The following is a 22,373-nucleotide window of genomic DNA, read 5'->3' on the forward strand; positions in this document are numbered from 1 at the left end:
CCTATTTCTATTGATTAAAGCCAAACATCACCAATCGACTCAATCTATATGAGCCTTGCTATTTGTAGACAACCTTACCATAGGATGCTTTATCTGCCTATATAGGATGCGTGACAGCGCCGCCAATTTTTATGATATATCAGTTGAAAATAGCCAGTTGAAATAGCTAGTTGAAAATAAAACGGTTATATAAATTTAAACACGCTGCTGATATAAATTTTACTGACGTGCGGCGCTCTCAGAGGCTGCACAACCTACATTTAAAAACAGCATCCCAGTAGCGCTACGATGCTCTTTTAGAGTGCATCGACTATAGGTATAAGAATATTATGCCAAACCACGTACATCAAAGCCTTACATCAAACTCTTATGCCAAAAACAGTACCGCCACACAGCCAATCGCCAGCAGCAAGCCTAGCACATTGATACGACCGAGCCGCTCTTTAAACACAGCCACACCGATGAGCGTCGCGACGGCGATGACCCCGACGTTCATCCCAGTAAAGACAATACTAGGAGAGTCGGACAATACTTGGTGGGCGCGCACATACGCATAGATATTGCCCATGTTTAGAGCGCCCAGTAGTAGCCCTGCTGCCAAGGCATTACCCTGCCAACGCACGCGTGTCACAAGCAAATAAATCAGCAATAACAATCCTGCAACGCCAAAGCTGACAAACAGTGTCAGTGGAAAGGCCGTGCCTTGTTTGGCGACTTTTTTAAATAAGATATCAACGATGCCATAGCCTGCCCATACGCCAAATAGCCATAGCGGGGTACGCGCGGCGGGCGGGCTCATACTAGTGTTCTCGCCCCCACCGGTATGTTTGGGCCGGTAAACCAAAGCTCCCAACGCCAAAAACCCTAAGACCAGACCAAGCACTCGCGTGCCCGTCAGCACCTCACCAAATAACAAAAAAGCGGCGATAATGGGAATAATCAACGACAAGCGCTGGGCGGCATCGGTTGCGACCATGCCGACCGATGCAATCGCACGGCCCAAGATAATAAAAACCGTCGGCAGCAGTATCCCAAGCGCCAGAATGATGCCCCATGCGTTGCCAAGCGTGCTTATGCTGCTGACATCTGGCGTTAATAAAAACCATGTCAGCAAAAAAGCCACGGGATAACCTGCGACGATGGTCTGGCGAATATCGATATTTTTTTGCCGCAGGATTTTGAGCAGTACCGAGACGGCCACACTGCACAGTACTGCTATCACCAAATACATCATAATCCCTACCTCTATCCTTGATTCATGTCAGAGCAACACCGCACGTCAGCAATACACAAAACCATGGCAAACACTATAAAACCACTGAATGTAACAAAATATTTCCAATACAACAATGGCTTTTTGGTGTTTTGTTGTGCTGATACTCATGGCATCTATATGCACGCAATTACAATTAGCCTGCAGGTCTGACAGGAAATTTTGCTAAAATAGCCATCACTCCCAATCACAAAGTAAAGATTCAAAATAACGACCGTCATCGTTTGTTTTGGCGTACTGCTATTGATGTTTTATCACTGCCTATGAATGCTCTATTTCGCTTTTTTGAAAACCGCTTACCGGCCTTCCCCACTACCCCCATGCCGCTGCCCTCGCCTCGTGACGGTATGCTGCAGTTTTTGTGGGCTTGTACAAAGGGGCTGCGCGGCTGGCTGCTGCTATTTATGGTGTTGTCAGCAGGCATCGGCATTTATGAAGCAATGCTGTTTGCATGGATTGGCGATATCGTCGATTGGCTTGGCGTCTATACGCCGCAGAACTTATGGCTAGAAAAAGGCGATATGCTGCTGCTGATGCTGGCGGTGATGATTGTCAGCCCGTTTTGGATTGCCTTATCCTCGTTTATTCATTTTCAGACCTTGCAAGGCGTGTTTCCCATGCAGATGCGCTGGCGTTTTCATCAGCGTATGCTTGGGCAGTCCATGCAGTTTTATCAAGACGAGTTTTCTGGACGTGTCTCGGCCAAGGTCATGCAGACCGCGCTTGCGGTGCGTGATACGGTGATGACCGTCACAGATATGTTTATGTATGTCACCGTATATTTTGTGACCAGTGGCCTTATTTTATTTAATTTAGACAGCTTGTTATTGATTCCCTTTATCCTTTGGTTTGGGTTGGTGGCTCTGGCGATATGGTATTTTATTCCAAAGCTCAAACAAACCGCCATCGTACAAGCAGATGCGCGCGCGTTGATGACGGGGCGCATCACCGATGCCTATGCTAATATCATGACTGTCAAGCTGTTTAGCCACTCACGCCGTGAGCTTGGTTATGCCAAAAACGCCATGGGGCAGTTTTTAGGAACGGTACATGCGCAGATGCGTTGGGTCAGTTATTTAGAGATTTTCACCCATCTTATCAGTGTGATTTTAGTCAGTAGTACCGCAGGGATTGGCCTGTATCTATGGCAACAAAGCGCGGTCGGGGTCGGGGCGATTGCCGCGGCGACGGCGATGGCGCTACGCCTCAATGGTCTGACGCGCTGGATCATGTGGCAAACCGCCAGCCTTTTTGAGAGTATCGGCACGGTACAAGACGGCATGCGCACACTATCCGCGCCGCAGACGATCGTCGATAAGCCAGACGCAGCTGAACTACGCGTCACCGAGGGGCATATCGTCTTTGATCATGTCGACTTTAGCTATGAGAATGAAGACCAAGATAACTATCACGCCACCGATAAAACATTTAAACCGTCGGTAGCGACCACTGACATGGCGCAAGACAACTCGGTCAAGCTGCTTGATGACTTTTATTTGGATATCAAACCAGGAGAAAAAATCGGCTTGGTTGGGCGCTCAGGAGCGGGCAAATCCACGTTGGTCAACTTGCTGCTGCGCTTTTTTGATGTCGATCGCGGTAAGATATATATCGATGGTCAAGCGATCGATGATGTCACACAAGACTCTCTGCGTCAGCAGATCGGTATGGTGACCCAAGACACCTCACTGCTGCATCGTACCATACGTGAAAACATCGCTTATGGCCGTCCCGGCGCCTCTGACGAAGAGATTATCCATGCCGCCAAACAAGCTCAAGCATGGGACTTTATCAAAGACTTATATGACGATAAAGGCAATACAGGTCTTGATACCCAAGTGGGTGAACGCGGCGTCAAACTCTCCGGCGGTCAACGTCAGCGCATCGCCATCTCTCGTGTTATGCTAAAAAACGCGCCGATCTTGTTATTGGATGAGGCCACCAGCGCGCTTGACTCTGAGATTGAGTTTGCCATTACCGAGAGCCTCAACGATATCATGACCGGCAAAACTGTGATTGCCATTGCCCATCGCCTCTCTACCATCGCTGCACTCGATAGGCTGGTGGTGATGGAAAAAGGTCGAATCATCGAGCAAGGTAGCCATGACGAGCTGTTGGCACAAGACGGCGTCTATGCGCGCTTGTGGCAGCGTCAAAGCGGCGGTTTTTTGGGCGAAGACACCCCCTAGACCACCATCATCATAAAAATAAAACATAAGGAAGTGGGCAGTTTATGGAAGCCTTTACCCATCGTATCAATTTAAGCGGCAAACAAGCACGCTACTACGACCTTGGCAGTATCAACCCATCAGTAGCAGCAGAGCACAACAAACGTGCGCCTGCGCACTTTTATGGAGGCAACAGCTTTACGGTCGGTACTTATACGCCGCTGCTGCATGAGCTGGCAGCAACGTTTGATATCAGTGCGCTTGCCCTACGCGGCTACTGGTACGATAAGCCGCAAAAACGCCGCCTCACTCGAGAGCAAGACGCTGAGCTATTGATTGAGTTTTTGGAGCGCACCCAAGATCGGCCTGTGGTGGGTATCGGTCATTCGCAAGGTGCCACTGCCACCGCCATGGCCGCCGCCAAACGTCCAGATTTATTCTCCCAGCTGTATTTGATAGAGCCGGTCACCTTTACCAAAAACCAAGCACGACTGTATAACTTATTGCCGCGGCGGTTTTTGCTCAGTCGAGAGCCTTTTAAAAGCACACTGACCAAACCCGCTATTTGGACGAGCGTTGATGCGTACTATCAAGCCCTACGAGCCAACCGAGCCTACAAACGCATTAGCGATGCGCATTTATACGTGTTTGCTGAGCAAAGCTTGAGCGTCAATGCCGATGGTAGCCACACGCTGATGTTTGCCCCAGAGCAAGAGCTTGCCAACTATTTTGGTGCGCCGCATATCGACACCGCTCTAAAAAACCTTCGCTGCCCTTATACATTGATCACGGGCAAGCCAACCTTATTTATTAGCAATAAAGTCCGTAAGCAGTGGCAAAAATTTGTCCCTGCCGACAGTATCATCTCTTTACCAGATTACGGCCATCTTTTGCCAATGGAAGCGCCCAAACTGTGCGCACAAATTATCAATGGGCATTATGAAAACAATCACTAAGCTGAGCAATGTAAGCCATGAGCGACCTTTTTGCCCCTGCCCCAACCGATAACTTATTGCCTTACGATGGCAGGGTAAATGACTTCGGCTGCATCATCGATGATCACTGCCAGCTCTACGATGCATTATTGACCGAGCTACCATGGCAGCCTGATATCGTAACCTTATTTGGTAAGACGCACATCACCACTCGCCAAGTGGTATGGATGGGTGAAAAAGAGCTTAGCTATCAGTACTCAGGTCATACCCGTCACAGCTTGCCATGGTCAGACACCGTGTTTCACGTGAAACTTTATATCGAACAGCAACTATCAAGCATCGGTATTGATGTCAATTTCAATTCTTGTCTGCTCAATTACTACCCGGCAGGGCATGATGGCATGGGCTACCACGCCGACGATGAAAAAGAGCTGGGCGCGCAGCCTGTGATTGCTTCTTTATCACTGGGTGCCACACGCAAATTTGTCTTTAAGCACAAAAAAACTCAAGATAAAGTCGCGCTTTATCTTGAGTCCGGTCAGCTAATCGTCATGCATGGCGAGACGCAGCGCTTTTGGAAACACAGCATCACTAAGACAAAAACCGTCGCCGATGGGCGCATCAGCCTAACTTTTCGGCACCTACAGCCAACTTAACGAATATAACTGCATGGGTCTGGCTAATCGCTTTTTTGTTTTACTTGTAAGACTATCTTGCCAAAGGCATCGCCTTTTTGTAGCTCATGATGCGCCGCCACCACGTCAGAGAGTGGGTAGACGCTTTGAATCTTTAAGTGTAACTTATCATCAGCGATGAGTTGTAAAACGCGTGCCATATCATCACCGCTGCGCTGCGCTTTGTAGCCTGTGACCGTTAGCTGCTTTTGCTCACCTGCTGCTTTGAGTTTATCAACCCAGATAGTCGGCAAAACAAAAACCCGAGCCGCAGGCTTAAGCACGCTCAGCGCTCGTACGCCTGCCTCATCACCGACCAGGTCCAGTAGCACATCAGCTTGTAGATCAGGAAACGCCGCGTCTTTGGTATAGTCAATCCAGCCTGCCAGCTTGTCTGTATCGATTAAGTCTGCAAGCTTGTCATACTTCTCAGGTGAGCAAATGACCGTGACCTTGATATCGTCGTTGTCTACTTTATCCATCAATAGCTGTATCGCTAGGTGCCCCACCCCGCCTGCGGGTGCATTGATGACGACGTGCTCATCTTTTTTGATAGCAGCAAACTCAACAAACTGTAGCGCGGTTTGACCAATACAAGGCAGTGCGCCTGCTTGCTTTAGTGTGACAGGATTGGGCACTTTGGCCAGCAGTTTGGCATCCACTGCCACATATTCAGCGTAGCAGCTGCCCTCAAAGCTCAAAGCCGCCACCTGATCACCGATGGCAAATTTATCACTACGGCTATCTACCACCGTACCTGCGACATCGAAACCCAAAATTGCTGGCTCATTTTTATCAAACTTATTGTTTTGAATTGCCTCTGCGCCCCAGCCTTTGCCTTGACGCGTTTTATAATCGACGGGGTTTATCCCTGCATACGCCACTTCGATCAAAACTTGCTCGTCTGCCAACGATGGCATCGCCACCCCGTCTTGGTACTGCATCACTTTAGGTGCACCAAACTCTTTGATGAGGACAGCGTGTTGCGTGGTTGGCAGTTGTTTTTCGGTTGTTAAATTAGACATGGTATATATCCTTATCCGTCTATTGATTAAAGTGTTTTTGGCTTTTTATACATATGTTTATACACGTAATCATACATCAGGGTCGGTGTCGTCACTCTCATAAGCTGCACCCGCTATAAGGTCAGCTCAGCACTAAGCGGCAGATGATCAGATAGGGTCGACCAAGGCTTGCCCGTGTGCACCCATGCGTCTTTGACCGTCAGATTACGCACATAGATACGATCTAAGCTGAGCACTGGTAGCTTGGCTGGAAAGGTGGGCAAGAGCTTGCCATGACAGTGCTTAAAGGCTTCCGTCATGCCGAGGCTGGCCGCCAGCTTATCACAAGACATTTTTTTCCAGTCATTAAAATCCCCGGCCAAAACCAGAGGTTGGTCGTCATCGATTTCGTTACGTACATAGTTGGCGATGGCCTCGTACTGTTTGATACGGTCGCGCTCAAACAAGTTTAGATGCGCGCACAATACCACCACTGGCCGCTCCCAGCCGATGGGTTGTACTTCACAGTGGAGAACGCCGCGCTGCTCTAGCTTATTGACGGTGATATTGACGTTATGCTTTGGGTCTAATGGGAAGCGGCTGAGTACCGCGTTGCCATGATGGCCATTTTCGTACTCTGAGTTTTTGCCGTAGCTGTTTTGCAGTTTTAGGTACTCGCCAAACCACTCATGCTGAGACTGATCAGGGTACTCATTGTATTGCATATTGCGCTTTAGGTTTTGACCCTGCACTTCTTGCAAACACAGCACATCAGAACCTATGATATCGAGCGCTTGCGCGATGCCTTGTATTTTGACTTGGCGGTTCATCGGCGACATGCCTTTATGAATGTTATAGCTGGTTAAAACAAAAGAAGTCGTGGTAGTCATAGGTTTGGTCATAAACTCAGTATGGTAGGATAAGGGCGGCATGGTCTGCGGTGAGCCAAAACCGACATAAAAAGAGCATTGATTCGTTGTGAACCAATGCTCTTATGTTATACCTAACTGCCGCCGATGGCTAATGCGTCATCGTATAACGCCAGTATCTGGCAGCCCCAATTTAATAGCGAGTCACCAGAGCAATCGGTTGGTCTGCACCCATGATATCTTGTGGCATAAACACCGCTTTACCACCATTATGAATGACATGCTCAATGATTTCACCGATGGCATCATCCGTCACGCCATCAGCAGCTGGGTCGTCTGCGAGGCTCAGGGTCTGCGCTTGTTCATCTATCTTTGCAGGCTGGATATAACCACGGCGGACATAGAGGGTCTCGCCTACGCCTTGATAGGCACTGCGATAGACTTCTTGCAAGTCAGTCTGGAGCATACTGGCGCCACGTGCTTTATCTATCTCACCGAGTGCTTCTTGATGTAGCGACGAGCGATAGCCCTCGACCGCTTCTTGTACGCTATCGATGATATGCTGAGCGCTGCCATCTTCTAGGTTGGTCGCATTGGTGACGGTAGCAATGATGTTGTCAGGACGGTCACAGACTTCTTTATAGTAGCCGATGTTTTTGGCATCACCCACGATGACCAGCGGCATTTTATTCTCGCCCCACAGCTCTTGCACGCTTTTATCAACTTGATTAAAGAACTCTTTGAGATAGCTGCTTTCGTTGTTTGATGAGCGATCTGAGCCACCATCGCCTGTGGTATAGGGGCCATTATTTTCTACAGGAAATGGGATGTTTTCCATGTTGTTTTGTGCATCGTCATCTTTGTCAAACTCTCTGATGACGCGATCGTTCGAGGCTTCGATGAGGCGCGCATGTTCGCGGGTTAGCACCACGGTGTAGTAGTGGACGGCACTTGCCATATCACGTACTAGATCACGAGTGGCAAAGCGATCTGAGATAACGACGCGCTCTTGGGTATCGATCGGCATACGGATGACTTTTACATCATCGGTGCTGGCAAATATCGCTAAGGTGTCAAGGTTATAGTTATGGTTGAGCTCTTTGGTTTTTGCGTAGATATTGTCCAAAATAGTAGTAGCCGTACGCTTATCATACTCACTATTTAAGCGCTCTTCGACGACTTTTAATTGGTTTTTTAGGGCAATAGGGTCTTGATCGTTGGCCGGGTGCTCACGATGCGTTTTTACAAAGATACTGACCGCAGGGTTGGCTTTGGTTTCACGTAAGCTCTTTAGAGTTGCTTTCATATATTGCTCCTTGTTTTATTATGGTTTCATGGCTTTTTAGTGTTTATTAAACCTAATATTTATTACACTTATTGTTTATTAAACGATGTCTTTTATTAAAAAAACCGCTTAGAAAAACATCCATTTAAAAGACAGAGCTGCTTGTTTTTATGTTGTACTGTCTGTCATGTGTCATGTCTGTGCTGATAGTCCATTACCTTGATGCTAACAGCTAAACCTCACACTCTATAGGGTGACTTTGCAAGCAAATGATAGCGCTTTGTAAGCGAAGCACTCTTTATTGTATATAAACTTGCCTGACTCAAAAAATGACGGATTGTTTACATGATTTTGTGCGCTCATTGTTTTGTTGCACTGTTTACACCGTTTGCGATTTTGCGCTGTTTGCGGTATGACTGGCGCGTAGGTTGTATTTTTGGCAAACGAACCCATCTTTTATACAGCTTATAAATAAAACAATAAGGCCACCTACACGCTCATGCCAAACGCATGATTGTCAATTATTCATATCAGATATCGGACGCCGCTATGACAGCCATTTCTCCAGCATTACACCTTGTCGATTTTGACAACGTCTCACTCGCCATCCTACAAGACCAAGTCCGCAGCGCCATTGATGCGGCCAATGCTTTTTTAGATACAATGCCCGCTTTAGACTCCTTGCCAACTGATCGCCAAATCAGTGCTGAGCAAGCACTGGCAGATGTGATGAGCTTTGACCATATCAATCTGGCGTTGGACCGCAGTTGGGGGATTTTGTCGCATCTAAATAGCGTGATGAGCAATGATGATATCCGTCAGGTACATCACGAGCTGCTCCCCAAGCTTTCTGCTTATGGCACACGTGTCGGCCAACACCAACCGCTCTTTGGCCGTTATCAAGCCATCAAAAATGACACAGCGTTTTTTGCAGCGCTTGAGCCTGCGCGCGCACGGGCGATTGAGCTGGCACTGCGTAGCTTTGAGCTATCAGGCGTGGCATTGCCAAAAGAGGAGCAAGCCACTTTTGCTGATATTCAAAGCAAGCTCTCAACTTTATCTGCGACGTTTTCAGACCATATTTTGGACGCCACTCAAGCTTATGCTCTGCCGCTTAGCCAAGCGCAGTTGGCAGGGTTAACCGACAGTGGCTTAGCACTGCTAGCAGATGCCGGTGAACAATATAAAGCGCGTGAGCTGGCTCGTGGTACGCTCTCACAGGCCGATGTCGATGCACTACCAACGCCTTATTATGTAGCCAGCTTAAACATCCCTGTATATTTGGCCATCATGACCCATGCCGACGACCGTGATTTGCGCGAGACGCTATACCGCGCGTATGTGACCCGTGCCTCAGAGTTTGACACGCATACCAATGCCAAAGGCGAGTCGCTAAATAACGCGGATATCATGAGTCAGATTTTGCAGCTGCGTGAACAAAAAGCCAAGCTGTTGGGTTTTGATAATTATGCAGAGGTTTCTTTATCGACCAAGATGGCGGACAGTGTGACAGAGGTCGAAGACTTTTTACGCAACTTGGCCGCGCAGGCCACGCCAGCGGCGCAGCAGGACTTAGCGCAACTACAGACATGCGCCCAAGACTACGGCATTACTGAGCTACAGCCCTGGGACAGCGCTTATATCGCCGAAAAAGTTAAACAAAGCAAGTTTAGCTTGTCGCAAGAAGAGATCCGTCCATATTTCCCCTTACCAAAGGTCATCAGCGGCTTGTTTGCAATCGTTGAGCGCTTATACGGTATCAAGGTACAAGAGCACAGCGCGTCGGTATCGCGCTGGCACGATGACGTGCGTTTTTATCAGTTGTTTGATGCCGATAATACATTGCTTGGAGGGTTTTACTTCGACTTGTTTGCTCGTAGCGGCAAGCGCGGCGGCGCATGGATGAGTGGCTTTCAGTCGCGCTATCGTCATGAGGCCACAGAGCATCAGCAGCTACCAGTTTGCTTTATGGTTGGCAACTTCACCCCTGCCTTAGATGGCAAGCCAAGCTTATTAACCCATGATGAGGTATTGACCTTATTTCATGAGTTTGGTCACGGTCTCCATCATTTATTGACCCAAGTGACGGTCGGCGATGTGGCTGGGGTCAATGGGGTTGAATGGGACGCCGTCGAGCTGCCCAGTCAGTTTATGGAAAACTGGGCATGGGACAGCGAGGGCATCGCGCTGATTAGTAATCACGTCGATACTGACGAGCCTCTACCAACCGATAAGCTTGATGCCCTACTGGCGGTAAAAAACTTCCAAAGCGGCATGCAGACCTTACGTCAAATCGAGTTTGCCTTGTTTGATTTGCTGATTCATGCACACACGCCAGCACTTGATTATGAGGGTATTTTGGCGACACTAGATGCGGTACGTCGTGACGTCGCTCTCATGCAAACGCCCGACTACAACCGTTTTGCCAATGGCTTTAGTCATATCTTTGCAGGCGGCTATGCGGCTGGCTACTACTCGTACAAATGGGCAGAGCTACTCTCTGCCGATGCCTTTAGTAAGTTTGAAGAAGAGGGTATCTTTAACCCTATCACTGGTAAGGCGTTTCGTGAGACGATTTTGTCGGTCGGTGGTAGCTTCCCTGCCAAGACCAATTTTGAAAACTTCCGTGGCCGTAGTGCCAGTATTGATGCTTTATTGCGCCATAGCGGTTTTGTCGCGACTCAAGGCATGCAAAATACCGATACTACTCATAGCACGCGTCACAGCACGCGCGAGGGCATCTAAATGCGTTATCAATCATCAACCCCCAAGCGCCGGTTTTTAGCAGGCGTTCGTTGCCCTAAATGTCAGGCGATGGATGCGGTGGTGCAGATAAATATCGTCACGCCCGTAGCTGATGAATATATCGAGTGTACCCAGTGCGGGCACACAGAGCGCCGTCCAGACCCTGATGCCATCAGTGCCAAAAACCATGCCGAAGACCAGATCGCTCGCGATGCCATGGCGACAGGCACCAGCGGAACAGTGAAGTTTAAGCCCTAAACGGCACATGTCGCTATTTGATGATAGCGACGTGCTTTATTCTTTAACGGTGTTTTAAGCCTATCTTTTAATAGATAGGCTTTTTATTTTGAGTTTGCTATAGTATGGGCACTGATATCTTTGACATAAATCGACCAAAGTATGAAAAACAAAAAACCGCACCCTTTATTAAATAAGCATCTAAACAACAAGCCCTCTAAATCGCACTCAAAAGCTGCAGTCGCTGTGATATTGGTTTTGCTTGTTGCAGCTTTTGGTTACTTTATTTGGACGCAGTCTCAGCCTAAAGTAAGCGAGCCTATCGACCAATCCTCGTCGGCCTTAGCTGAACAGACTAAAACAACAAATACGGTAGCGTCTCCAGATGTCTCACCAGATGATATAAAGAGCGATATAGAAAAGAGTGCTGTAGAAGGTAATATAGATGACACGGCTGATGATAGCACCAGCCGTGATAATGATACGATAAATACCGAAAACAATAGCGCTGCGATGGCCAGCAACCAAATACCAGATCCAAAATCCATCCTACAAGCACCGCTACCACAGAGTAATAGCTTAGCCAAAGAAGAGATTGATCGGTTAGAAGATGAGCGCCAACGTCTCGCCGAGCAAGAAAAACTGGCCGCTGAGCAATTAGCAATGAATAAAAAACTTGCAAATATGAAAGCAGAGCAAATCGCTCTACTCGAACAGCAAATCGCCCAGCTAGAAGCGGATAACGCCAGCAAAACCACTGAGCAATAAGGATTTTTTTAAGGGGCTGATCATGGCAAGCATCCAACTCACTCACGCCCCTATCTTAAATAGTAGCGCGCAGCTGCTTATCCTACCTGTCAATACTGCTGGCATTTTGTTAGACCCTATTCTCACACGCGCCAAAACGCTGTTTCCTGACAACTACCAGCGCTATCATCGTGCCTGCCGCGACGGTAGCTTGCACGTGGGCAGCTGTCTTTTGCATAAGCGCATGCGCGAGCAAGCGGGACTTGCAGCCAGTAGTAATGGCAATCAGCCAAGCCACATTGCCAATCTTGTGATATCAGACCATCCCTACCATTCGGCTCGTATGCGCTGGCTGACTGCCGCGTTGATACAGTTACGTGAGCAGCTGATACCGCTGATACGCTATCAAGGAATGCGTAGGGCCGCTCTTCTGGCCCGCCCCTTAATTTATGATACTACGCGGCAGCACTCACCTGCTACCGCGCATTTAGCAAACGCCGTACCGCCAGATTGGGCTACAGAGACATTACCGCTTTTGATGCAGCATTTACAAGATCTGCCCAAACTGCGTATCGATATACACGTCCCCAAGCATTTTGACGTTTAAGCATCCATTAAGGCAATCTGCCAAATAGCATCCGTGCTTGCTTAAGTCTAACCGACACACCAGTCGACACCAGCAACATGTATATAGTCGTTACACTCTAAAAATGTCATAGCGCTACTGGGATGAATTTTGCGCAGCCTCTGGGAACGCAGCACGCAAGTAAAATTTATACCAGTAGCGCGTTTAAATCTATAACAGTTTTACATTCAGCTAACTATATTGATTGTGTTGTATGAGCTATCGGCTTTATAACGGCCAAAAAAAACCGCCTTAAGCGTTCATAAAGAACAACTTAAAGCGGTTTTGGGTGTTTATAAAACGCATCACACGCTTATAACGACAGCTTAATTTTGCTCAACACCCTTCATGGTTAGCTTGATGCGACCACGGTTGTCGACGTCTTGAACCAAGACATTGACTGCCTGACCTTCGCTCAGATAGTCGGATACGCTCTCGACGCGCTCTTCTGCGATTTGTGAGATATGCACAAGGCCATCGGTGTTTGGCAGTACATTGACAAAGGCACCAAAGTCTACGATGCGGGCAACCGTACCGGCATACGTTTTGCCTACTTCCACTTCAGCCGTCAACGCTTCGATTTTGCCAATTGCCGCTTTGGTCGCTGCTTTGTTTTCACCAAAAATACGAATCGTACCACCGTCATCGATATCAATGACTGCACCAGTCTCTTCAGTCAACTGACGAATCATGGCGCCGCCTTTACCGATGACATCACGGATCTTGTCTGGATTGATCTCGATGACCGCATAGTTTGGTGCATGCGCGTTGATTTCAGTACGGCTTTGCGGCAAGACTTTATTCATCGCCTCAAGGATATGAATACGACCAGCATGCGCTTGCTTTAGCGCTTGCTCCATGATGTCAGGGGTGATGCCTTCGATTTTGATATCCATCTGCAGCGCAGTGATACCGTCTTTTGAGCCCGCCACTTTAAAGTCCATGTCGCCCAAATGATCTTCATCACCTAAGATATCTGATAAAACAGCAAAGCGATCGCCTTCTTTTACCAGACCCATAGCAATACCTGCCACAGGGGCTTTTAGAGGCACGCCAGCATCCATCAATGCCAAGCTAGCACCGCACACAGACGCCATAGAAGACGAACCATTTGACTCGGTAATCTCCGACACCACACGAATGACGTAAGGGAAGCGCTCGCTATCTGGTAGCATGGCTTGAACACCGCGGCGCGCTAGGCGACCATGACCGATCTCACGGCGCTTAGGGATACCTTCACGGCCTGTCTCGCCGACAGAAAAGTGCGGGAAGTTGTAATGCAGCATGAAATGATCACGAATCGTACCGCTTAGTGAATCAATCATATTGACATCACGGCTGTTACCCAGTGTCGTGGTTACTAGCGCCTGCGTCTCACCACGCGTAAATAGCGCAGAGCCGTGGGTATAAGGTAATACGCCAACTTGCACGTCTAGCGCACGCACGGTCTCAAGGTCACGGCCATCGATACGCGGCTTACCTGATAAGATATTGTCACGAACGGTGCGGTATTTCAGATCTTCGTAAATGTCTTTTATCTCAGAGACTTTGCTGTCATAGTCTTCTGCTTCGCTATCCCCTGCCAGCGCTTCGATGGCAGCATTTTTGATATCATCAAGTTTGCTATAGCGATCTTGTTTGTTGGTGATGGTATAGGCATCAGCCACTTGCTCACCAAACTGCGCTTTCATGCTGCTCTCAAGCGTCTGATCTCGCTCAGGTGCCGCAAATTCTTGCTTGGCAGTGCCGACTTCTTCTGCCAAAGAGGCGATATTGTCGATGACGATTTGCTGCTGCTGATGACCGTATAACACAGCGCCCAACATCTGATCTTCTGACAGCTCTGCAGCCTCAGACTCTACCATCAACACTGCTGACTTGGTACCGGCAACCACCAAATCCAGATCACTACTCTCTAGCTGCTCAAGCGTTGGGTTGAGTACATATTCACCATTGATAAAACCAACACGCGCTGCCGCGACAGGGCCATTAAATGGCGCATCAGAGATAGCAAGTGCCGCTGACGCACCGATAAGCGCTGCGATATCAGCAGACTGAGTCTTGTCTGATGACACGACGGTGGCAGTGATTTGGATTTCGTTTACATAGCCTTCAGGAAACAACGGGCGAATCGGACGGTCGATAAGACGCGAGGTAAGAGTTTCAAACTCGCTAGCGCGGCCTTCACGTTTGCCATAGCCGCCTGGGATTTTACCCGCGGCATACATTTTTTCTTGATAGTTTACGGTGAGCGGAAAGAAGTTTTGACCTTCTTTGGCTTCTGACTTTACTACCGCTGCTACAAGGACAGTCACCCCGCCCATATGAATCAAAACAGAGTTGGCTTGACGAGCCACGCGTCCTGTTTCGATGACAACCTGCTGGTCGCCATACTGAAATTCGCGCTTAATGGTATTAAACATTGTCATATAATCTTCCTAATGTTGACTGACAAAAACTAATATCAGCATCGTATAAAGCTGATATCTGTCATTAAAATTCTTTGAATATAGCCGCCCGCTGACTGACATCATTTGCTATGTCATAGCCGCGGCGGCATATCTCATTACGATCTTTGTATCCATGCCTGCCACAGATATTTTGCTGGTATGTATATGTGGCTGTGCAGATGTGGTCTTACTATCGTTTGATCGATCTATTATCTAAAACCGATGCAGCGCGCTTAGCTACCTGCATCTTATGCTACCTTGTGCAATATATTTATGATGACTGCCTTATTGGCACTCCCTACATAAACACCCTACTCACTGGCAAGTCCTCTATCTAACAATCGCTAAGCCATCAAGTTAACAATGCATTATTTTACAGTGATTTGTGGCTATTGACCAATCAATTACAAAACGGTACGTCCACCGCTGACGATCGGCCATTATCACTATAACAGACAGTAAGAATAACACACAGCACACGTGCCACACGCATCACCGATGCCGACAGTATTAATTCTTAATTTCTTATAAATAAGCATAAAAAAACGGCGTGAAACTATTCCACACCGTTTTTAGAAAAATCTATTGTATCGATATCAGCAAGTAAGTGTGACGCGCTCTGCTAGAAGCTTGACAGTTAGCGCCTAAAGGGGCGTCACTTATCTGAATGAGCGCTCGTACTATCGTCGCTGTATTAACGACGTAGACCTAACTGGCTAATAAGAGTGGTATAGCGACCAAGATCTTTACCTTTTAGGTAATCAAGCAATTTGCGACGCGTGTTTACCATACGGATAAGGCCGCGGCGGCTATGATGGTCAGCTTTGTGCTCTTTAAAATGGTTTTGCAAATCATTGATACGTGCACTTAACAACGCTACTTGTACTTCTGGAGAACCCGTGTCGTTTTCGCTGCGCTGGTATTGGGCAATGATTTGTTCGCGATCAGTATTGGTTAGCATAAATATCTCCGGCAATGCTAAAAGCTTTAAATACGCTCGAATTTGAGCGGTATATAAAGCAGTAAAATAAAAAGTAAAACAGCTTATACGGCATTCAGGACAACCCTGCATTACTAGAGTTGACCTAGTGTCGCTAAGCTCAATCACATAAGATCATCATCTAAAAAAGGCAGATAAGTCACGGCTCCATCTCGCTCCTTATGAGCGCAATGATTTAAGCCTAATGCTATCTTCAAACCAAATTTAAATGTGGCGGCAATTATAACAAAAAACTGCTGACCTCGCAGCAGTTTTTCATATTAGTTTGTGATAAAAAGCGTAAGATACAAACCGACTCAAACGCGTCAAAAGATGATAGTAGATTCAGTTTAAAAATATTATAGCGCTACTGGTATAAATTTTCCTTGCGTGCTGTATACTACAGAGGCTGCGAAAAATTCATCCCAGTAGCGCTTTGAAACTTATGACAGTTTTTTTTCAACTGACTATAAAAGGCTTCTATTTTTTTGCGTCTTTTTGTGTCGCATGCGTGCCCAACTCGTTGTCCTCTAGAGGCACCGTGGTGGCTTCCGCTAAGCTATCTGGCGTCGCATCTTCACGTGGATTGATATCCTCAGCCAGTTTTTCGATTTCTTGTTCTTGTTGATCCATATTATCTGTGGACTGACTCATAATCCCTCCTATTTTTATTATTTCCATTTAGTTACAGCTAAACTCAACTATAAATCAGCTGTATTGCTTACTGATCTTTTTTTGCATTTTCTAAATTATCAGCAATTCTATCAGCCGCCGCCTCAGAATCTTCTGTGTGGTTGTCTTCAGTTTGGCTTTTTAGTGCCGCCTTTGCTGATTCTGAGCGTTGTTGTTCTAGCTTTGTATCGTTTGGGTTTGAATTGGCCATGATAGTTTCCTCTTAATTATAAAACTTGATTGTAAAATAAGTCTTAGCGTTTAAAAGTTATTAGACAGAACACGTAATAGACAAAATATTGCATATACGCAGTTACGATAATGCTTTGTCAATAGCAGCAACGAAGTTGTCAATATCGTCTGGATTACGTGAGGTAATTAAATTACCATCGACTTGTACGGTCTGGTCTACAAAGTCTGCCCCAGCATTTTGCAAATCTGTCTTTAGCGAATGATAAGCCGTAAGCGTCTTACCTTTTGCGATACCGGCATTAATAAGCACCCAAGGCGCATGGCAAATCGCCGCTAAAGGCTTACCAGCATCATTAATAGCATGAATCAGTCGATGGGCGTCTTGCTTGCCGCGTATGGTATCAGCATTGACGGTACCGCCCGGCAAGACCAGCGCGTCATAGTCGTTCGCGTCTGCTTCGCTAACAAAAATATCAGCAGTAAACGTATCTGCTTTATCGACGTCTTGCTGCATCGCTTGGACTTGCTTGTCTTTGTTGGTAGTAATCAATACTGTCTGATAACCCTTATCTTTTAGCTGGTTATTGACATCTTCATACTCGGCTTGTTCAAAGTGATTATGTAATAAAAAAGCAATGGTCCTCATCGTTATCTGTATCCTTATCGTTGTCTTTGTTAGAAACTACTTTTTATCGAGTTATAGCCAGGTATTTACTATTCTATTGTTAGATAGCAAAACCATAATCCATTATTTTTACTTACTTATATTTTTATTGATAATTATTATTATCTTCCCTCTCAATCCTCTATAGTAAAACTATAATGCGTTTCTAGTTATTCTTATACTTTATTATTATTTTTATAATCCATTCAAACGTCCTACTTTTTATTATCTTAATAAAACGCTTAATTGTTATTTTTATCATAAGTATTTTTATTATTATGATGTCACGTTTCCCTTGCTGACTTGATCAATGTACAAAAAAAACAGGTCTCACCATAGGCGAAACCTGCAATAAAATGTGACGATATGTGATTAGTGTAAACTGTTAGTAAGCCAACCGGGCAATAAGCCGCTGATCAACCAAAACGGTAACATTAACGTTGAATAAGCTTTTTCGGTTGTAGCCTACCGTTTAGACTGACAGCACCCAAACCCAAAAACTGACCTTGTTCATCTAGCAGACGAATATCTACTGGTACGTCAGAGGCGAGAGCTGTGTTGCTGACAGTCGTTTCGTGAGCCGCAGTAGCCGCTGCTACTACTTGGCTGCTGGTAGACTGGAGAATCTGTTGGGATATATAAGCATGTAGCTCATCTGTCAATTGTGCAGACACATTTAGACGCTGTCCCATATGGACACGCTGACATTGCTCGGCCGTCAGCGTCATTTGTGCAGGTATCTCGATACAGGCATCTATCGGCATCAGCTGCGTGAAACGCTCGACCAATGGCAGATCTTCTAGAGCAGATAAAGTGATAGCATTATCAACCTTAAAGCTACCAACTTGTAAGCGGCGCAGGGCGGTGAGATGGCCGAGTGTACCGAGCGCTTTAGCGATGTCTTCACCCAGCACGCGCACATAAGTGCCTTTGCTACAAGTGACGGTTAGCTGAATCTGCTCATGATCGAGCGCTGTTAGGCGAATAGAGCGGATGATAATATCTCGCGGCTCACGCACGACGTCGATACCAGCGCGGGCATATTCATAGAGCTTTTTACCGTCTTTTTTTAGGGCAGAGTACATCGGTGGTATCTGCTGCTGCGCGCCTAAAAACTGCTGGGTAAGCTCCTCTAAAGCGGCAGCATCAAATGTCGGCACAGAAGCCGTTGCAATTACTTGGCCTTGAGCATCCCCTGTGTCTGTCTGGCCGCCAAGCAAAATGGTGGCTTGATAAGATTTGTCGGCATCTAGCTGATAGTGGCTAAACTTGGTGGCCTCTCCCAGACAAATCGGCAGCAGACCGGTGGCCATGGGGTCAAGCGTCCCCGTATGGCCTGCTTTTTTGCTGTCATGGTTTGGGGATTTAAACAAATACTTAACCTTGGACACCACTTGCTGCGAGGTCAGACCATAGGGCTTATCTACCAAAATAACCCCTGAGACTTTTATCTTGTCATTTTGCTTCGCTGGGATAGACATAATATGGGCTTACTCGTCATGCTCGTTTTTTTCGGTTTTGCTGACGGCCTGATTGATCAAGTCCATCATATAATTACCATGCGCTGTCACTTCATCATAGTGAAAACGCAAACGCGGGGTTGTACGCGTTTTTAGGCTGTGGCTAAGCTCGGTACGCAAAAATCCTGCTGCTTTATTGAGCACATTGATGCTCTCTTCATGATTGGTCTTGGTCATCGCATCATCGAGCCCTGGCTCCATGATAGTGACATAAATGTCAGCGTAACCCAAATCAGGACTGACTTTGACACTAGAGATGGTGACAAAACCGGTCAGACGCGGATCATTGACTTCGTCGCGGATAAGGACGGCAAGCTCACGCTGGATTTGATCGGCTAAGCGTTGTAAACGTTGATTCATGTTATTACCTTAATATTAGTATGTCTTAGTTAATATGGCTTATTTTTATTGGTTAAGTGACTTGGTTATGAGGACTTATCTATGGTAAAAAAGGCCTAGCAGGATGTACCTGTTAGGCCTCTGTACTACGGTCTATCCACCACACCTTTCAGACTTGGCTGATAGAACCTATGGTCTGAGGGGTGTTTGTATCTAGCTTTGTTTTTAGATAGTACGAGCGAACTCTTGGATTTCAAAGACTTCGATCTTATCACCCACTTCGACATCATAGCCACGAACCGCAAGGCCACACTCCATACCAGTACGTACTTCATTGACGTCTTCTTTATAGCGACGTAATGACTGCAACTGACCAGTAAAGATAACCTTGTCATCACGCAAGACGCGAATAGGCTTGTTACGGTAGATTGTACCTTCGACCACCATACAACCAGCAGCAGCACCAAACTTACTAGAGCGGAAGACTTCGCGAACCTCAGCGATACCAAGGATTTGTTCACGATGCTCAGGCGCTAGCATACCGCTCATTGCCGCTTTGACATCATCGATTAGACCATAGATGACGCTATAGTAGCGGATATCGATATTGGCGACATCGGCTTTGCGGCGTGCGGCGCTATCTGCGCGGACGTTAAAGCCGAGCAATACCGCTTCGCTAGATTCAGCAAGCGTGACATCAGATTCAGAGATAGGGCCCACACCTGAGCTGATCACTCTGACTTTGACTTCGTCCGTTGATAATTCGTTTAAGGCGGCCAGTAAGGCTTCTAATGAGCCACGAACATCCGTTTTTAGCACGATGTTTAAGGTCGATACATCGCCTTGTTCCATCTGATCAAACATGTTCTCTAAACGCATTTTGTTCTGACGCTCGAGTTGACGCTCGCGCTCACGATTGGTTCTAAAGTCCGCAACTTCACGTGCTTTTTTCTCATCAGTGACGACTAAGAACTCGCTACCAGCGGCTGGCGTTTCAGGTAAACCTAAAATCTCGACAGGAATAGAAGGGCCAGCTGACTTGATACGCTGACCTCGCTCATCTGTCATCGCGCGCACTTTACCGTAGTATTCACCTGCCAATACCAAGTCGCCTTGCTTGAGTGTGCCTTTTTTGACCAACACGCTCACCACAGGACCACGACCTTTTTCTAGTCTTGACTCGATGACCACACCTTGCGCTGAACCATCAAGCGGTGCTTCTAGCTCCATCAGCTCAGCTTGCAATCCGATAAGCTCTAACAACTCGTCGATACCGTCGCCTGTCTTAGCAGAGATACGTGCCATCGGGGTATCACCGCCCCAATCTTCTGATACCACTTCTTTGGTCGTCAGCTCATTGAGGACACGATCTGGGTCAGCACTTGGCTTGTCCATTTTGTTGATAGCAACGATAATCGGCGTACCAGCAGCGCGCGCATGGTCGATGGCTTCTTCTGTTTGCGGCATCATACCGTCGTCAGCGGCCACGACCAAGACGACGATATCAGTCGCTTGCGCGCCGCGCGAACGCATGGCACTAAATGCTGCGTGACCTGGGGTGTCAAGGAAAGTAATCACACCGCGGTCAGTCTTAACATGATAAGCACCGATGTGCTGAGTGATACCGCCTGCTTCACCAGTCGCTACTTTCGTCTCGCGAATCTTATCGAGCAATGAGGTCTTACCATGGTCAACGTGACCCATGATAGTGACGACAGGTGGACGGGTTTGCACGTTACTGCTGCGCTCATCGACAGCATCTTGTAGATCGTCTTCGACCTTGGTATCACTGACAAGGACAGGGTTGTGACCCATCTCCTCAACGATCAGACTTGCTGTCGCTTGATCGATGGTGTCTGATTCGCGAGCAATTTCACCCATTTTCATCAGTAACTTAATGACTTCACGAGCCTTGACTGCCATACGCTGTGCAAGATCTGCAACAGTGATGTGCTCACTGATTTCGACGTCATAGACGATTTTTTCGACAGGTTTTTCAAACTTGTGCTGTGAGGCTTGCGTTGAACGTAAACCGTTTTTGCGGTTTTTGAATTCACGCTCATCTTGGTTTTTACGGCGGCGGCCACGAGCACCCGTGCTATTAGCACCACGCTTGATCTCACGGCGCTCTTTTTCAAACGACTCTTCTAGAGCATCACCGACCAGACCTTCGGCCAACGGTTCATCTTTACGCACTTCTGCCACAGGCTCACGATCGGTATATTTACCTGCCATTTTACGCATTTGCTCAAGCGTACGCTTTTGCGCTTCTTCTGCTTGCTTGCGGCGTGTTTCTGCCTCAATTTCACGCAGACGCGCTTCCTCGGCTTCGCGTGCTTCACGAGCTTTACGCTCAGCAGCGGTTTCTACCTTCGGTTTGGTCGCAGCGGCTTTTTTCTTTGGTTGCTCTTTTGGCTTCACTTCAGTGGCTGCTTTGCCACCTTTTTTTACCACCACAGAGGCTGAAATATCGTCGTTTTTATCGTCAGACTTTTTGCTTGAACCTAGGCTTGCACGCATAGCGGCCAGCGTTGCCGCTTGACGCTCTTCTGCTTTTTTCTTAGCAGCAGCACGTTCTTCTGCTTCTTTAGCAGCACGAGCTTGGGCTTCGATTAAGGCTTGCTCACGGGCAGCCAACTCTTCAGCCATTTTTTCTGGATTGGGTTTTTCAAAGACTTTCTTTTTACGCACTTCCACATTGACGCTCTTAGACTTACCTGAAGAGCCGGTCACACGCGCAGTGCTAGTCGTCTTAGACTTCAGACTAATACGGCGCTTTTCTTGCTGACCATGACTTTGCTTTAAATACGTCACCAACTTCTCTTGCTCAAGCTCGGTGACTGGATCATCCTCTGCGCGAGCAGGCAGCCCAGCATCCACCAGTTGCTGTCTTACAGCACTTGCGGTTTTGCCTACCATATCTGCCAGTTCTTTGACGGTCTTATCTGCCATTTATTATCACCTACTGTCTATTATTTGCTATATGTTCAATTCA

General features: G+C 47.2%; 19 protein-coding genes. 7 read left to right on the plus strand and 12 right to left on the minus strand.

Annotated elements, in window-relative coordinates:
• Positions 1-367: 367 nt before the first annotated feature.
• Entirely contained in the window at positions 368-1,234 is an 867-nt protein-coding gene (locus tag NK638_RS01230) for an EamA/RhaT family transporter (RefSeq protein WP_274631611.1), read from the minus strand.
• Between the two features lie 302 nt (positions 1,235-1,536).
• Between NK638_RS01230 and NK638_RS01235 the strand changes: the two genes are divergently transcribed.
• From NK638_RS01235 to NK638_RS01245, 3 genes are read left to right on the plus strand one after another with little or no spacing between them, the layout of a single operon-like run.
• Positions 1,537-3,462: an ABC transporter ATP-binding protein gene (locus NK638_RS01235; RefSeq protein ID WP_274631612.1), complete on the plus strand. Its 1,926-nt coding sequence runs from the start codon at positions 1,537-1,539 to the stop codon at positions 3,460-3,462.
• 44 nt (positions 3,463-3,506) lie between these two features.
• Positions 3,507-4,397, plus strand: coding sequence for an alpha/beta fold hydrolase (locus tag NK638_RS01240; protein ID WP_274631613.1), 891 nt, complete (start codon positions 3,507-3,509; stop codon positions 4,395-4,397).
• A gap of 17 nt (positions 4,398-4,414) precedes the next feature.
• Entirely contained in the window at positions 4,415-5,032 is a 618-nt protein-coding gene (locus NK638_RS01245; RefSeq protein WP_274631614.1) for an alpha-ketoglutarate-dependent dioxygenase AlkB family protein, read from the plus strand.
• Positions 5,033-5,055: 23 nt separating this feature from the next.
• Here the strand turns inward: NK638_RS01245 and NK638_RS01250 are convergent, their stop codons facing one another.
• The 3 genes from NK638_RS01250 to NK638_RS01260 all read right to left on the minus strand — a co-directional run bounded on the left by NK638_RS01250 (position 5,056) and on the right by NK638_RS01260 (position 8,229).
• Positions 5,056-6,075, minus strand: coding sequence for an NADP-dependent oxidoreductase (locus tag NK638_RS01250; protein ID WP_274631615.1), 1,020 nt, complete (start codon positions 6,073-6,075; stop codon positions 5,056-5,058).
• 113 nt (positions 6,076-6,188) lie between these two features.
• The gene (locus NK638_RS01255) at positions 6,189-6,944 is read right to left on the minus strand and encodes an endonuclease/exonuclease/phosphatase family protein (protein ID WP_105244526.1); all 756 of its coding nucleotides are present in this window, start codon (positions 6,942-6,944) and stop codon (positions 6,189-6,191) included.
• 172 nt (positions 6,945-7,116) lie between these two features.
• Complete coding sequence (locus NK638_RS01260) at positions 7,117-8,229, minus strand: AOC03_06830 family ribosome hibernation factor (protein WP_274631616.1); 1,113 nt, start codon at positions 8,227-8,229, stop codon at positions 7,117-7,119.
• Positions 8,230-8,757: 528 nt separating this feature from the next.
• On the opposite strand from NK638_RS01260, the gene NK638_RS01265 reads away from it, so the two are divergent.
• The 4 genes from NK638_RS01265 to NK638_RS01280 all read left to right on the plus strand — a co-directional run bounded on the left by NK638_RS01265 (position 8,758) and on the right by NK638_RS01280 (position 12,544).
• Positions 8,758-10,953 (plus strand): M3 family metallopeptidase, encoded by a 2,196-nt coding sequence (locus tag NK638_RS01265; RefSeq protein ID WP_274631617.1) that lies wholly within the window; start codon positions 8,758-8,760, stop codon positions 10,951-10,953.
• Positions 10,954-11,211, plus strand: a complete 258-nt coding sequence (locus NK638_RS01270; RefSeq protein ID WP_201585061.1) for a YheV family putative metal-binding protein — start codon at positions 10,954-10,956, stop codon at positions 11,209-11,211.
• A gap of 141 nt (positions 11,212-11,352) precedes the next feature.
• Positions 11,353-11,958 carry a hypothetical protein gene (locus NK638_RS01275; protein ID WP_274631618.1) on the plus strand — a complete coding sequence of 202 codons (606 nt, stop codon included), beginning with the start codon at positions 11,353-11,355 and terminating at the stop codon, positions 11,956-11,958.
• 22 nt (positions 11,959-11,980) lie between these two features.
• Complete coding sequence (locus tag NK638_RS01280; protein ID WP_274631619.1) at positions 11,981-12,544, plus strand: hypothetical protein; 564 nt, start codon at positions 11,981-11,983, stop codon at positions 12,542-12,544.
• Positions 12,545-12,888: 344 nt separating this feature from the next.
• Here the strand turns inward: NK638_RS01280 and pnp are convergent, their stop codons facing one another.
• The 8 genes from pnp to infB form a co-directional block, all read right to left on the minus strand.
• A complete protein-coding gene (gene pnp / locus NK638_RS01285; protein WP_274631620.1) occupies positions 12,889-14,991 on the minus strand; it encodes a polyribonucleotide nucleotidyltransferase in 2,103 nt (700 codons plus the stop codon).
• A 715-nt stretch (positions 14,992-15,706) separates the two neighbouring features.
• A complete protein-coding gene (rpsO, locus tag NK638_RS01290) occupies positions 15,707-15,973 on the minus strand; it encodes a 30S ribosomal protein S15 (RefSeq protein WP_075101373.1) in 267 nt (88 codons plus the stop codon).
• Between the two features lie 498 nt (positions 15,974-16,471).
• Positions 16,472-16,645 (minus strand): hypothetical protein, encoded by a 174-nt coding sequence (locus NK638_RS01295; RefSeq protein WP_201585067.1) that lies wholly within the window; start codon positions 16,643-16,645, stop codon positions 16,472-16,474.
• Positions 16,646-16,712: 67 nt separating this feature from the next.
• Positions 16,713-16,874: a hypothetical protein gene (locus NK638_RS01300; protein ID WP_274631621.1), complete on the minus strand. Its 162-nt coding sequence runs from the start codon at positions 16,872-16,874 to the stop codon at positions 16,713-16,715.
• 102 nt (positions 16,875-16,976) lie between these two features.
• Complete coding sequence (locus tag NK638_RS01305; RefSeq protein ID WP_274631622.1) at positions 16,977-17,501, minus strand: type 1 glutamine amidotransferase domain-containing protein; 525 nt, start codon at positions 17,499-17,501, stop codon at positions 16,977-16,979.
• 452 nt (positions 17,502-17,953) lie between these two features.
• On the minus strand, positions 17,954-19,000 hold the full coding sequence (gene truB, locus NK638_RS01310; protein ID WP_274631623.1) for a tRNA pseudouridine(55) synthase TruB: 1,047 nt from the start codon (positions 18,998-19,000) through the stop codon (positions 17,954-17,956).
• A gap of 9 nt (positions 19,001-19,009) precedes the next feature.
• On the minus strand, positions 19,010-19,399 hold the full coding sequence (locus NK638_RS01315) for a ribosome-binding factor A (RefSeq protein ID WP_192994550.1): 390 nt from the start codon (positions 19,397-19,399) through the stop codon (positions 19,010-19,012).
• A gap of 204 nt (positions 19,400-19,603) precedes the next feature.
• Positions 19,604-22,330 (minus strand): translation initiation factor IF-2, encoded by a 2,727-nt coding sequence (gene infB, locus NK638_RS01320; RefSeq protein WP_274631624.1) that lies wholly within the window; start codon positions 22,328-22,330, stop codon positions 19,604-19,606.
• Positions 22,331-22,373: the final 43 nt, after the last annotated feature.

Origin of the sequence: Psychrobacter sp. A3 (assembly GCF_028823565.1) — a bacterium.
Taxonomy (GTDB): Bacteria; Pseudomonadota; Gammaproteobacteria; order Pseudomonadales; family Moraxellaceae; genus Psychrobacter; species Psychrobacter celer.

What these genes read in the sequence shown, in the direction of transcription:
- NK638_RS01230 (WP_274631611.1), bottom strand. Translation starts at nt 1,234, where the DNA reads ATGATGTATTTGGTGATAGCAGTACTGTGCAGTGTGGCCGTCTCGGTA.
- NK638_RS01235 (WP_274631612.1), top strand. Translation starts at nt 1,537, where the DNA reads ATGAATGCTCTATTTCGCTTTTTTGAAAACCGCTTACCGGCCTTCCCC.
- NK638_RS01240 (WP_274631613.1), top strand. Translation starts at nt 3,507, where the DNA reads ATGGAAGCCTTTACCCATCGTATCAATTTAAGCGGCAAACAAGCACGC.
- NK638_RS01245 (WP_274631614.1), top strand. Translation starts at nt 4,415, where the DNA reads ATGAGCGACCTTTTTGCCCCTGCCCCAACCGATAACTTATTGCCTTAC.
- NK638_RS01250 (WP_274631615.1), bottom strand. Translation starts at nt 6,075, where the DNA reads ATGTCTAATTTAACAACCGAAAAACAACTGCCAACCACGCAACACGCT.
- NK638_RS01255 (WP_105244526.1), bottom strand. Translation starts at nt 6,944, where the DNA reads ATGACTACCACGACTTCTTTTGTTTTAACCAGCTATAACATTCATAAA.
- NK638_RS01260 (WP_274631616.1), bottom strand. Translation starts at nt 8,229, where the DNA reads ATGAAAGCAACTCTAAAGAGCTTACGTGAAACCAAAGCCAACCCTGCG.
- NK638_RS01265 (WP_274631617.1), top strand. Translation starts at nt 8,758, where the DNA reads ATGACAGCCATTTCTCCAGCATTACACCTTGTCGATTTTGACAACGTC.
- NK638_RS01270 (WP_201585061.1), top strand. Translation starts at nt 10,954, where the DNA reads ATGCGTTATCAATCATCAACCCCCAAGCGCCGGTTTTTAGCAGGCGTT.
- NK638_RS01275 (WP_274631618.1), top strand. Translation starts at nt 11,353, where the DNA reads ATGAAAAACAAAAAACCGCACCCTTTATTAAATAAGCATCTAAACAAC.
- NK638_RS01280 (WP_274631619.1), top strand. Translation starts at nt 11,981, where the DNA reads ATGGCAAGCATCCAACTCACTCACGCCCCTATCTTAAATAGTAGCGCG.
- pnp (WP_274631620.1), bottom strand. Translation starts at nt 14,991, where the DNA reads ATGACAATGTTTAATACCATTAAGCGCGAATTTCAGTATGGCGACCAG.
- rpsO (WP_075101373.1), bottom strand. Translation starts at nt 15,973, where the DNA reads ATGCTAACCAATACTGATCGCGAACAAATCATTGCCCAATACCAGCGC.
- NK638_RS01295 (WP_201585067.1), bottom strand. Translation starts at nt 16,645, where the DNA reads ATGAGTCAGTCCACAGATAATATGGATCAACAAGAACAAGAAATCGAA.
- NK638_RS01300 (WP_274631621.1), bottom strand. Translation starts at nt 16,874, where the DNA reads ATGGCCAATTCAAACCCAAACGATACAAAGCTAGAACAACAACGCTCA.
- NK638_RS01305 (WP_274631622.1), bottom strand. Translation starts at nt 17,501, where the DNA reads ATGAGGACCATTGCTTTTTTATTACATAATCACTTTGAACAAGCCGAG.
- truB (WP_274631623.1), bottom strand. Translation starts at nt 19,000, where the DNA reads ATGTCTATCCCAGCGAAGCAAAATGACAAGATAAAAGTCTCAGGGGTT.
- NK638_RS01315 (WP_192994550.1), bottom strand. Translation starts at nt 19,399, where the DNA reads ATGAATCAACGTTTACAACGCTTAGCCGATCAAATCCAGCGTGAGCTT.
- infB (WP_274631624.1), bottom strand. Translation starts at nt 22,330, where the DNA reads ATGGCAGATAAGACCGTCAAAGAACTGGCAGATATGGTAGGCAAAACC.